This window comes from Nonomuraea sp. N2-4H (assembly GCF_045291505.1).
GTDB lineage: Bacteria > Actinomycetota > Actinomycetes > Streptosporangiales > Streptosporangiaceae > Nonomuraea > Nonomuraea fastidiosa.
Genome location: NZ_CP147987.1, coordinates 5,246,126 through 5,257,796, shown reverse-complemented (window position 1 = coordinate 5,257,796; position 11,671 = coordinate 5,246,126). Strand labels below are relative to the sequence as shown.

The window sequence follows — 11,671 nt, the reverse complement described above, 5'->3', positions numbered from 1 at the left end:
TCAGGACCCTTCGCTGAGGCCGATGGCATGCTCGGGACAGTTGGCGACCGCCAGGCGGGCCGCCTTCTCCTGCCCGGCCGGCACCAGGCCGTCGCCCAGCACCGTGCCGTAGCCCTCGTCGTCCTCGCCGAACAGCTCGGGAGCCAGCGTGTAGCAGCGGCCGTGGCCTTGGCAGCGCGTGGGGTCGATATGCAGTTTCACGGCGTCGCCTCCGTCTGTGCGGTCGGATCGGCGGGGGCTTCGTCCCGCCGGCTGGAGCAAGGGCGGCGATGATGCGGACGAGCAGCGCCGTCCACTCCTCGTCGTCCACGGGATGCAGGTCGGATGTGACGAGGGCGCTGCCCATCGCGAGCAGGAGACAGAAGTGGGCCAGCGCGTCCGCGGACACGCCGGGGTCGATCTCACCGTCGGCCTGCGCCACGCGTACCAGGCCGGCGATCCAATCCGCCCGCTCGCCCAGGTAGTCGCGCATCGAGCCGGCCACCTCGCCGTCCCTGCGTGCGGCGACCAGCGCCTCGACGACGAGGTTGCCCTGCGCGTCGCGAGGGCGCGGCAGGTTGCGGCCCAGGGTGAGCAGCAGGTCGGTCGCCGACCTGTCGGGGTCGGCGGCGAACAGGTCGGCCAGCATGCGCCGCCCATGGGCGCGCAGCGCGGCCACCATCAGGTCGGCCTTCGAGCCGAAGTGGGCGTACAGGGCGCCGTTGCTCACGCCGGCCGCCGCTGAGATGTCGGCCACACGGGTGCCGTCGTAGCCGCGCTCTGCGAAGGCGTCGGCGGCGGCGCGCAGCAGGCGCTCGCGGGTCTCGGCCGCGGTCACTCCGGGGATGCGTCCCATGGACGAATTTAAAAAGTCGTTCATTTGTCTCGTCAAGACCGCCGCCTCGGAGCCGGGTGGCCGGGGGCCGGGAGTTCATCTACGCTGAGGGCGGCGAGGGGAGTACTTCGCAAGAGCCTGCCCGGTCAGTACGGACGCCCCTGAGCGTCCCCGGACGGCCACCCGCAGGGTGAAGGAGACCTCGAACGGATCACTGACGTTCGAGGGAGGTTCCCCCATTGTCCGCGGAGATGTTCGCGCATGCCGTCGAGCTGCGCACCATCGCTACACCGGCCCTGTGGTCGGTCACCTTGGCGGCCCTGATGCTGCTGCTCGCGCTCGACCTGCTGCTGACCCGCCGCCGGGAGGCGGAGAGCGTGCGCGCGGCGGCCGGCTGGTCGGTGTTCTACCTGCTGCTGCCCGTGCTCTTCTGCTGCTACCTGTGGGCCGGCCACGGGGGCGGCGTGGCGGTCGAGTTCTTCACCGGGTTCGTGGTGGAGAAGTCGCTGTCGGTGGACAACCTGTTCGTGTTCATGCTGCTGCTGTCGGCGTTCGCGGTGCCGCACGCGCTGGCCAGGCAGGTGCTGCTGTACGGCATCGTCGGCGCCCTGGTCCTGCGCGCGGTGTTCATCGCGCTGGGCGCGGCCGTGCTGCAGAGCGGCACGTGGGCGTTCCTGCTCTTCGGCGGCATCCTCATCCTGACCGCCGGCAAGATCGTCAAGGACGTGGTGGCGGGGGAGCGGCAGGAGGTGGACGTCTCCTCCATGCGCACCGTGCGGCTCGTGCGCAGGTTCGTGCCCGTCACCGAGGACTACCGGGGCTCGCGCCTGGTCGTCCGCGAGAACGGACGCAGGGCGCTCACCCCGCTGGCGCTCGCCGCGGTCGCCATCCTGGCCACCGACATCGTCTTCGCCGTGGACTCCGTGCCCGCCGTGTACGGCGTCACCGAGGACCCGTACCTGGTGTTCGCCACCAACGCGTTCGCGCTGCTCGGCCTGCGCGCGCTGTACTTCGTGCTGCAGGGCGTGCTGGCCAGGCTGCGGCACCTCAACCACGGCCTCGCCGTCATCCTGGCCTTCATCGGGGCCAAGCTGATCCTGCACTGGGCGCACGGCGTCTGGCCCGCCGTACCGGAGATCCCGACCCCGCTCTCGCTCGGCGTCATCGTCGTCGTGCTGGCCGCCGTCACCGGCACCAGCCTGCTCGCCGGCCGGCGAGCGCGGCTCAGGGAACGACCACCGGCTCAGCGGCCCGACCCGCTAGAAGAGACCGAGCGTCGCTGAGCGGCCGGTCGCAGGTGCCGGTCTGGAGGCGGTCGAGTGGTCAGTGGGCGGTGGGCCTGAAGGAGCCGGCGCGGTCGGTGGGCGGTGCGGCCCTGCGAGAGGTAGAGCGGTCAGTGGGCGGTGCGAGCCTGCAGGAGGTCGGCGAGGAAGTGCAGCAGGGCCGCCGACGTGGTGGCGGAGGTGATGGCCTGCTCCTCGATGAGTCCCTGGACGCGCAGCATCGGCACCCACTCGGCCCGCCCGCGCACCTCGTCGCCACCGTCGCCGTCGCCGCCGTCGCCGCCGTCGGCACGGCCCGGCAGCTCGGTGGCCTGATGGGCGGCGAACACGACGTGCTCGCAGTCGGCGACGTCACCGGCCGGTCTGGTGCGGATCAGCGGCAGCATCGGGCCGGGCCGCCAGCCCGTCAGCTCCTCGACGTGGCGGGCCGCCGCCTCCTGCGGCTCCTCGCCGGGCCCGACGTCGCCGAGCGGGATCTCCCAGCCGGGCGTGTCGGTGATGGGGCTGCGCCGCCACAGCAGCAGAACCCGGCCGTCGTGGAAGACGACCGCCCCGGCCGCGAGCGGCGTACGGATGAACGGCCGCTCGACGCGCTCGCCACCGGTCAGCTCGACGTCGGCGACCCCCAGATCGACTCCGTTGGCCGCATAGAGCAGCCTCTCCGACCGCCGTCGCATGACACGCTCCTCACCGCTCCACCCGCTCCCTTACCCCCAGTCTTACCGACGATACGCACCGGTAGGGCTAGGAACGCGGACCCGGGGGAAACGTCAGTGGGGAAGGCTACCCTGGGGCAGCGCCGGCCCGCCGCGGTCGGAGCGGGGGCCTAGGGGTGTCCCGGCGTTCGACCGGAGGGGAAGCGATCGTGGGGTCATGCGCAGGCGGAGGGCTGCCACCTGACGAGGTCGTCGTCACGGCCCTGCGCGCGGGCGACGAGGAGATGTTCGCGGCGCTGCTCGACACCTGGTCACGGGGCATGCTGCGGGTCGCCAGGTCTTACGTGTCCACCGACCAGTCGGCGGAGGAGGTCGTCCAGGACACCTGGCTCGCCGTCATCGACGGCATCGACGGCTTCGAGCAGCGGTCCTCGATCAAGACGTGGGTCTACCGCATCCTGGTCAACACCGCGAAGAAGCGCGGGATGCGCGAGAGCCGTACGCTGCCGTGGAGCACGTTCGGAGCGGACGGGGAGCCGTACGAGCCGGGGCCGCGCGAGCTGGGGCCGCTGTCCCGCGGCTGGAGCGACCCCGGCGGGGTGTGGCCGACGCCCGAGGGCGAGGCGCTGGCGGCCGAGGTCCGCGCGCTGATCGCGGAGGCCCTGGCGCGGCTGCCGCCACGGCAGCGGGTCGTGATCACGCTCCGCGACGTCGAAGGATGCACATCCGACGAGGTCTGCGAGATCCTGGAGATCTCCGCGGCCAACCAGCGGGTGCTGCTCCACCGCGCCCGCACCGCAGTGCGCGGCTGGCTAGCCGACTACTACGAGTCCGTCAAGCAACCCGAATGATTTCGACGGTCCCATCACGGTCGTAAAGCGGCGACAATGAAGTGAAGCGGTTCATCTCCAACGGCAAGGGCGGTCCACGTCGTGAAGCGGTTCACCTGCGACGAGCTGGCGGAACTCCTCACCGCCTACCTTGACGGCGCCCTCGATCGGCTCGCCCGCGACGGCATCAGGGCCCATCTGGCCGGGTGCGAGTGGTGCGAGCGCTACTTCGAGCAGTTCCGCGCCACCATCAGGGCGCTCGGCGACCAGCCGCCGGAGAAGCTGTCGGCCGGTGTGCGCGACCGTCTCATGACCGCCTTCCGCGAACGCCGCCGCGCCTAGCGCCGCCGCCTCGGGCCGTTTCGCGTGGCTGGTCCTCGTGCGCTGCGAGGTCGCTCGCCGTGTCTGTGTTCGTGTGGTGGGGGTGGTGGGGAGGCAGGTGCGCAGGGGTGGCCGGGTGGGCGGGTCGTGTCTAGCGTCGCCGTCTCGGGCCGTTTCCGGGGCCGTTTCTTGTCGCTGGTCGTCGTGTTCTGCGGAAGTCGCGGGGGCGCTCGTCGCGGGCGGGGTCTGCGCGGTGGGAGGCGTGGGCGAAGCAGGCGCGCAGGGCGGCCAGCGTGGCGGGGGTGAGGGAGCCGGAGCGTAGGCAGCCGAGAGCGGCGATCGTGGCGCGGAGCTGCGCCAGCCGGCGCGCGCAGCCGGGGCAGGCGCGCAGGTGCCGCGTCACGGCCCTGCGCCGGGCCGGTGCGAGCGCCCCGTCCAGGTAGTCGGTCAGCAGGGCGAGTATGGCCGCGCAGTCCCGCGGGATCCGCTCGTCCCCTCGTGCCCGTGGGATCCGGTTGTCCCCTCGTGCGAGCCGGCGCTTCATGCGTTCTTGTCCCCGTCCGAGCCGGTGCCGTCGTCCATGGGATCTAGTTCTCGTTCTGCTTTATCCGTTACGCCCACATTTGCGGTGTAACGTTCGGGCGCCTCGCGGGTCTGTAGCTCCGTACTGACCGGCGAGGGGAGGACGATGATCGGTGTCACGGCCGAGAGCGCACCGTTGCGGGACGCCTCTGAGGTGGCCGACTTCGCGCGCAACAGCTTCCGTCCGGCCGGCGGCGACCGGGTGGGCGTGGAGCTGGAGTTCCTGGTCTTCGACCGTACGGACGTCACGGGGCAGGTGCCGGTGGCCAGGGTCGAGCAGGCCCTGCCGCCCCTGCTGCCGGGCGGAAGCAAGGTGACGTTCGAACCCGGCGGCCAGCTGGAGCTGTCCGGGCCCGCGGGGTCGCTCCCGCTCATGCTGACCGCGCTGGAGGCCGACGTGGCGGCGGCCCGCGACGCCCTGCACGCCGAAGGGCTCGCGCTCGCCGGGGTGGGGCTCGACCCGGTACGCCCGGCCCGCCGCCAGCTCACGCTCCCCAGATACGACGCCATGGCGGAGTTCCTGGGCCGCCCGTACGGGGCGCTGATGATGTGCTCGACCGCCTCCATCCAGGTCAACCTCGACCTGGGAGACCGCCCCGCCGCCCGCTGGGAGCGCGCCCACGCGCTCGGCCCGATGCTGCTGGCCGCGTTCGCCAACTCGCCGCTCAGCGACGGCCGCCCCTGCGGCTGGATGTCGGGCCGCCAGGCGGTCTGGGACAACCTCGACCCCACCAGGACGTCCCCCGTCCCCCGCAGCGGCGACCCCGCCGCCGACTGGGCGGAGTACCTGCTGAACGCCCGCCTCATGCTCGTACGCGAGGCCGACGACCACTACCGCACGATCCGCGACGGCTCGACGTTCCGCGACTGGCTGGAAAGCGGCGGCCCGCGCCTGCCCACGGCCGAGGACCTCGCCTACCACGCCACCACCGTCTTCCCTCCGGTCCGCCCCCGAGGCTGGCTGGAGATCCGCTACCTCGACGCCCAGCACCCGTCGGCCTGGCCGGTCTGCGTGGCGGTGACGTACGCGCTCATCACCGACGACCGGGCCGCCGACACGGCGATGGCCGCCGTGGAGCCCCACCGGCACGCGTGGGCGGCGGCGGCGCGCTGCGGGCTGGCCGACCCGCGGCTCGGCCGGGCCGCAGAGACCTGTTTCCGCGCCGCGCTCGACGCCCTGCCCCGGCTCGGTGCGGACGCCGCTCTGGTCGGCGCGGTGGCCGCGTTCGCCGACCGGCACGTGACGCCCGGCCGCTCGCCGGCGGCCGACCTGACCCTCGAAGGACTGCTATGACCGACGTCAAGGAACGCATCGCCGCCCAGCTCATCGCGGTGCGCGACCGCTCGCTCACCTACACCGAGGCCGACGACGACCTGCTGGTCCGCCAGCACTCCCCGCTGATGTCGCCGCTGGTGTGGGACCTCGCCCACGTCGGCAACTACGAGGAGCTGTGGGTGCTGCGGGCCGCCGCCGGCATCACCCCGCTGCGCCCCGAGATCGACGACATCTACGACGCGTTCAAGACCCCGCGCAAGGACCGCCCCAGCCTGCCCTTCCTGCGGCCCGCCGAGGCCCGCCGCTACATCGAGGGCGTGCGCGGGCGCGTGCTCGATGTGCTCGACGCGATCGACCTGGACGACCCGCGGCCGCTCAACCGCGACGGCTTCGTGTTCGGCCTGGTCATCCAGCACGAGCACCAGCACGACGAGACCATGCTCGCCACCCTGCAACTGTCCGGGCAACCGGGCCTGGTCCGCGACGGCGAGCTGCCGCGCGGCCGCTCGGGCGGGCCTGAGGAGGTGCACGTCCCGGCGGGGCCGTTCCTCATGGGCACCGACACGCTGCCCTGGGCCTACGACAACGAGCGCCCCGCCACCTGGGTGGACCTGCCCGGTTACTGGATCGACCGGCTGCCCGTCGGCAACCGCGCGTACGCCGACTTCGTCGAGGACGGCGGCTACGACGACCCGCGCTGGTGGACCCCCGAGGGCTGGCACTGGCGGCAGACCAGCGGCGCCACCGCCCCGCTCTTCTGGACCAGGGACGGCGGCACCTGGTACCGCAACCGCTTCGGCCGTGTCGAGCCCGTCCCCATGGACGAGCCGGTCCAGCACGTCTGCTGGTACGAGGCCGACGCCTACGCCCGCTGGGCGGGCAAGCGGCTGCCCACCGAGGCCGAGTGGGAGAAGGCCTGCGGCTGGGACGCCGAGCAGCGGCGCTCCCGGCGCTACCCCTGGGGCGACGGCGACCCCACGCCCGCCCTGGCGAACCTCGGGCACCGCGCCTCGCACCCCGCGCCGCTCGGCGCGTACCCGGCGGGGGCGTCGCCGTACGGGGCGGAGCAGATGGTGGGCGACGTGTGGGAGTGGACCGACACGTGGTTCAACGGCTACCCGGGGTTCCGCAGCTTCCCGTACAGGGAGTACAGCGAGGTGTTCTTCGGCGAGAAGTACCGCGTGCTGCGCGGCGGCTCGTGGGCGGCCGACCCGGCTGCGGTGCGGACCACGTTCAGGAACTGGGACTACCCGATCAGGCGGCAGATCTTCACCGGCTTCCGCTGCGCCAGGTCGGAGAGCTGAGGTGTGCCGCCACGCCGCCTGGCTGGGCGCCGCACGGACGCTCGCCTCGCTCATCCACGAGCCGCCGTACGGGCTGCTCGTCCAGTCGTACGCGCCGCGCCGCCAGCGGCACGGCCTGATCAACGCCGACGGCTACGGGATGGGCTGGTACGACCCGGCCCGTCCCGAGCCCGTCCGCTACCGGCGGTCCGTGCCCATGTGGACCGACGCCAACCTGCCGGCGCTCGCCGAGATCGCCCGCTCGACCTGCCTGCTCGCGGCCGTCCGCTCGGCCACCGTGGGCATGCCGGTCGAGGAGAGCGCCACCGCGCCGTTCGCCGACGGCGCCTGGCTGCTCAGCCACAACGGCAGGGTCGACCGCGACGCGGTCAAGGACCTCGCCGACGGTGCCGAGAGCACCTGCGACTCCGCCTGGCTCGCCGCCGCCGTGTTCCAGCGCGGCCGGGCCGGTGCGGAGCTCGGCGAGGCTTTGGCCGACGTCGTCGTACGGGCCGGGGAGAAGGACCCCGCCGCCCGGCTCAACCTGCTCGCCTGCGACGGCGCGTCGATCGCCGCGACCGTCTGGGGCGACACCCTGTTCCATCACCGACACCACGACGGCGTGCTGGTGGCCAGCGAGCCGCTCGACGACTCGCCCGGCTGGCGGGCCGTGCCCGACCGCGCTCTGCTGACCGTCTCCGGCGAGGACGTCACGATCCAGCCGTTGTGATCCCACTTCAGGAGGCCTCGTGCCCGCCATCCAGTCAACCGTCCGCCTGATCAACCATCTCGACCGCGACTACCTGCGCCAGGCGCTGGAAACCGACGTCAGGACCGGGCTGACGGCCACGCCCAAGTGGTTGCCGCCCAAGTGGTTCTACGACGCCGCGGGCAGCGAGCTGTTCTCGCAGATCACCCGGCTGCCCGAGTACTACCCGACCCGGCGCGAGCTTTCGATCCTGCGGGCGCGGGCCAAGGACCTCGCCGCCGCCGGCCGCGCCGACACGCTGGTCGAGCTGGGCTCGGGCACCAGCGAGAAGACCGTGCTGCTGCTCGACGCGCTGGCCGCCGCCGGCACGCTGCACGGCTACACGCCGGTGGACGTGGACGCGGTGACGCTGGAGAGCGCCGCGCACCGGCTGGCCGCCCGCTATCCCGGGCTGGCCGTCCAGGCGGTGTGCGCCGACTTCGAGCGGCATCTGGCGCTGCTGCCCCGCGACGGGCGGCGCATGGTCGCCTTCCTCGGCGGCACGATCGGCAATCTCGAACCGGCGGCGCGGGCCGCGTTCCTCGCCGGGCTGCGCGAGACGCTGCGGCCGGGGGAGACGTTTCTGCTGGGCGCCGACCTGGTGAAGGACACCGCGCGGCTGGTGGCGGCGTACGACGACGCGGCCGGGGTGACGGCCGAGTTCAACAGGAACGTGCTGCACGTCATCAACCGGGAGCTGGACGCCGACTTCGAGCCCGAGGCGTTCGCGCACGTCGCCCGGTACGACGAGGAGCGGGACTGGATCGAGATGCGGCTGCGCGCCTCGCGCCCGATGCGGGTGCGGGTCGGCGGGCTCGGCCTGGCCGTGGACTTCGCAGAAGGGGAGGAGATGCGTACGGAGATCAGCGCCAAGTTCCGGCTGGACGGGCTGCGGGGGAGCTGGAGTCGGCCGGGTTCACCCCGCTGCGCGTCCACACCGACCCGTCCGGCGACTTCGCCCTGCTGCTGGCCGGGGTATGACGGCCGGGCCGGTCGTGAAGTCGCGTCCTGCCCCTGTCAGGAAGGCGCGGGGATGGTGACGGCACGGCCCGTGGGGGAGACGCGCCCCGAGCCCGTCGGGGCGGTCGGGGAGGCTTGGCGGGCGGCGCGGAGCGTGCTGCCCGCCGGGCACCTGGACGCGGCCGGCTGCAACGTGCCCAGCGACCGGGTGCTCGACGCGATGGCCGCCCACCTGGCGCTGGAGCGCGAGCGCGGCGCCTACGGCGCCGTACCCGACCTCACCGAGGCCCGGCGGGCCCTGGCCGCGCTGGCCGGGGCGGAACCGCAGGACGTGGCGTTCCTGGAGAGCGGAACGGCGGCGATGGCGGCCCTGCTGGGCGGCTGGCGGCTCGGCCCCGGCACGCGGGTGGGGCGGGCCCGCACCGAGTACGGCAGCACGGTCATGCTGCTGCACCGCCTGGCCGAGCGGAACGGCTGGCGGCTCGTGGACCTGCCGGTCGGCGGTGACACCAGGATCGACCCCGACGGCCTGCGCCGGGCGCTGGAGGCCGGGCTGGACCTGGTGGTGCTCTCCCACATCGCCTCGCACCGGGGCGTCGTGCAGCCGGTGGCCGAGCTGGGCGCGCTCTGCCGGGACTTCGGGGTGCCGCTGGTGCTGGACGTCTGCCAGTCGCTCGGGCACGTGGACGTGCGCGGGGCCGGGGCCACCGCGTACGTGGGGACGTCCAGGAAGTGGCTCGCGGGCCCGCGCGGCGTCGGCGTCCTCATCGTCCCCGGCCTGACCCCCGCTGTGAACGCCGCCATGGACGCCCCCGCGCCCACGCTCAGCGGCCACACCTGGGAGGACCCGGCACAGGATCCGCGGCCCGTGCCGGGGGCCGCCCGCTACGAGAGCTCGGAGGGCGTCATCGCGGCCCGCGCCGGGCTCGGCGTCGCCGTGCTCGAACACCACGCGCTCGGCCCCGCCGCCGTCCACGCGCACCTGGCCGGGCTGGGGCGGCTGGCCCGCGAGCTGCTCGACGGGGCCGGCGGCTGGCGGGTGTGCGAACCTCTGGACGAGCCGTCCGCCCTGGTGACGCTTCTGCCGCCGCCGCACGACACCGTGGAACGCGCCGCCGCCCGCGCTCACGCGGCGAACCTGCTGGTGGGCGTCGTGCCCACCGCCCGCGCCCCGCTCGACCTGCGTGAGCCGGTCCTGCGCATCTCCCCGGCCCCTGGCACCCCTCCGGAGACCCTGGAAACCCTCGCCAAGCTCCTCTCCGCCCCCTCCTGACCCGCGCCTCCTCGCCTTCCTGGCTTGTACGGGACGCCGCCGGCGCGCCGCAGGCGAAGCTCCCGCCGTTGAGGACGCGCGCGGACGGCGCAAGGGGAGCCATCGCCCCCCTGAGGACGCGCGCGGACGGCGCAAGGGAGCCACCGGCCCTGAGGACGCGCGCGAAGGCCCTCAGGCGGTGAGCAGGGGCAGCGTTCCGAAGACGTGGCCGGACCACAGGCGGCGCGAGGTCTCCTCCGGGTAAGGCACGACCGCGGGCTCGACGTCGAAGAGCCGCGTCAGACGGCGCTCGGGGTCGTAGGGGGCCCACCCGGGCCCCTCGCCGCGCGCGAACGCCGTCCACGCCCGCCGGAAGTCCCGTGAGACGGCCTCAGCCTCCTCAGGGGCGGGATCGCCGAGGAAGAACCGGCCCACCCCGCTGTCCAGGGTTCCGAGCACCAGCGGCACGTCCAGCGCGTGGCAGGCGCCGAGCGCGCCGCCGTGCGCGGGGGCCGCCCAGGTCAGCTCGTACGCGTACGTCCTGCCGCCCCCCGCGGCGTGCGCCTCGGCCAGGCGCAGGCTCGGCATGCGGAACAGCCAGTCGGAGCGCACCAGCTCGGCCAGCTCCGCCGCGGACGCCCCGGGGAAGGCGGCGCGGTACGGCACTCCCGGCGCGAACGCCTCCAGCAGCGCATCGGCCGGCTCGCCCGGCGCGTCGTGGGTGTAGAGGCGGTACTCGTCGCGGTTGTGGCCGGCGATCAGCTCGACGTCGCGGGCGGCCCCGGCGGACAGCGCGGACCAGGGGTCGCCGGGCAGCACCTCGCCGTCCACGACGGGAGCGAACGGGGTGGGAAGGTGCGCGACGGGCCCCCAGCGGGCCTCGTACGCGGTCATCCCGGCCGCCAGCGCGTCCGCCGCGCCCACCAGGCGCTCGGGGCCGACGGGCGCGAGCGCCTCGGCGGCGGGCGGCAGGCCGAGCTCGCCGGAGAGCGCGGCGGCGATGTCGGTGGCGAGCGGCACCGAGAAGTACGTGCCGGGCACGCTCTGCGCGATCGCCCGCCTGAACAGCCCGGCCGCGCGCGGCATCGCCATGAGCGCGGCGATCGACCCGGCGCCCGCCGACTCGCCGAACACCGTCACCCGGTCGGGATCGCCGCCGAACGCGGCCACGTTGTCCCGCACCCACTCCAGGGCGGCCACCTGGTCGAGCAGTCCCCGGTTGGCCGGCGCGCCCTCAAGGTGAGCGAACCCCTCGATCCCCACCCGGTAGTTGAACGTGACCACCACGACGCCTTCGGCGGCCAGCACCGCCCCGTCGTGGTGCGACTCGGCCGAGCTCCCGCCCCGGTACGCGCCGCCGTAGACGTAGACCATCACCGGCAGCCGGGCCGCCGGTGCGGGCGACCACACGTTCACCGTCAGGCAGCTCTCGGTGAGGGGCGCGGTGGCGCCCTGCTGTGACGGGTGCGGCCCGAACTCCGCGCAGTCGCGCACGCCGTCCCATGGCTCCACCGGCACGGGAGCGGCGAAGCGCAGGCCGCCGAGCGGCGCCCGTGCGTACGGGATGCCGCGAAAGACGGCCGCACCGCCCTCGAAGCGGCCCCGCACCCGTCCGCTCGTGATCGTGACCTGAGGCTCGCCCGTTTCCGCCATCCGCCATCCGTCC

Annotated in this window: 11 protein-coding genes and 2 pseudogenes; 8 read left to right on the top strand and 5 right to left on the bottom strand. The window is 73.9% G+C overall.

The features are described 5' to 3' along the window. Nucleotides 1-639, bottom strand: coding sequence for a ferredoxin (locus WBK31_RS24200; protein WP_406675524.1), 639 nt, complete (start codon nucleotides 637-639; stop codon nucleotides 1-3). Between the two features lie 25 nt (nucleotides 640-664). After that, nucleotides 665-835 (bottom strand): annotated as a pseudogene (locus WBK31_RS24195) (TetR family transcriptional regulator); the annotation flags it as partial. A 218-nt stretch (nucleotides 836-1,053) separates the two neighbouring features. On the opposite strand from WBK31_RS24195, the gene WBK31_RS24190 reads away from it, so the two are divergent. After that, a complete protein-coding gene (locus tag WBK31_RS24190) occupies nucleotides 1,054-2,097 on the top strand; it encodes a TerC/Alx family metal homeostasis membrane protein (protein ID WP_364056017.1) in 1,044 nt (347 codons plus the stop codon). Nucleotides 2,098-2,207: 110 nt separating this feature from the next. Here the strand turns inward: WBK31_RS24190 and WBK31_RS24185 are convergent, their stop codons facing one another. Beyond that, the gene (locus WBK31_RS24185) at nucleotides 2,208-2,774 is read right to left on the bottom strand and encodes an NUDIX domain-containing protein (RefSeq protein ID WP_406673185.1); all 567 of its coding nucleotides are present in this window, start codon (nucleotides 2,772-2,774) and stop codon (nucleotides 2,208-2,210) included. Between the two features lie 188 nt (nucleotides 2,775-2,962). On the opposite strand from WBK31_RS24185, the gene WBK31_RS24180 reads away from it, so the two are divergent. Next, nucleotides 2,963-3,604, top strand: coding sequence for an RNA polymerase sigma factor (locus WBK31_RS24180; RefSeq protein WP_406673184.1), 642 nt, complete (start codon nucleotides 2,963-2,965; stop codon nucleotides 3,602-3,604). Between the two features lie 81 nt (nucleotides 3,605-3,685). Next, entirely contained in the window at nucleotides 3,686-3,925 is a 240-nt protein-coding gene (locus WBK31_RS24175; protein WP_364056008.1) for a zf-HC2 domain-containing protein, read from the top strand. 130 nt (nucleotides 3,926-4,055) lie between these two features. Here WBK31_RS24175 and WBK31_RS24170 read toward each other — a convergent pair whose 3' ends face one another. Continuing rightward, a complete protein-coding gene (locus WBK31_RS24170) occupies nucleotides 4,056-4,448 on the bottom strand; it encodes an anti-sigma factor family protein (RefSeq protein WP_406673183.1) in 393 nt (130 codons plus the stop codon). A 144-nt stretch (nucleotides 4,449-4,592) separates the two neighbouring features. Here WBK31_RS24170 and egtA point away from each other — a divergent pair, with 144 nt between their 5' ends. From egtA to egtE, 5 genes and pseudogenes are all read left to right on the top strand, one after another. After that, entirely contained in the window at nucleotides 4,593-5,780 is a 1,188-nt protein-coding gene (gene egtA / locus WBK31_RS24165) for an ergothioneine biosynthesis glutamate--cysteine ligase EgtA (protein WP_406673182.1), read from the top strand. Beyond that, entirely contained in the window at nucleotides 5,777-7,066 is a 1,290-nt protein-coding gene (egtB, locus tag WBK31_RS24160; RefSeq protein WP_378787419.1) for an ergothioneine biosynthesis protein EgtB, read from the top strand. Before egtA ends, egtB begins: the two co-directional genes overlap by 4 nt. A gap of 1 nt (nucleotide 7,067) precedes the next feature. Beyond that, on the top strand, nucleotides 7,068-7,775 hold the full coding sequence (egtC, locus tag WBK31_RS24155) for an ergothioneine biosynthesis protein EgtC (RefSeq protein ID WP_378787421.1): 708 nt from the start codon (nucleotides 7,068-7,070) through the stop codon (nucleotides 7,773-7,775). 46 nt (nucleotides 7,776-7,821) lie between these two features. Then, a pseudogene (gene egtD / locus WBK31_RS24150) lies at nucleotides 7,822-8,774 on the top strand (L-histidine N(alpha)-methyltransferase). A 52-nt stretch (nucleotides 8,775-8,826) separates the two neighbouring features. Further along, nucleotides 8,827-10,026, top strand: coding sequence for an ergothioneine biosynthesis PLP-dependent enzyme EgtE (egtE, locus tag WBK31_RS24145; protein ID WP_406673181.1), 1,200 nt, complete (start codon nucleotides 8,827-8,829; stop codon nucleotides 10,024-10,026). Between the two features lie 171 nt (nucleotides 10,027-10,197). Here the strand turns inward: egtE and WBK31_RS24140 are convergent, their stop codons facing one another. Next, nucleotides 10,198-11,658: a carboxylesterase/lipase family protein gene (locus WBK31_RS24140; RefSeq protein ID WP_378787425.1), complete on the bottom strand. Its 1,461-nt coding sequence runs from the start codon at nucleotides 11,656-11,658 to the stop codon at nucleotides 10,198-10,200. Nucleotides 11,659-11,671 lie beyond the last annotated feature (13 nt).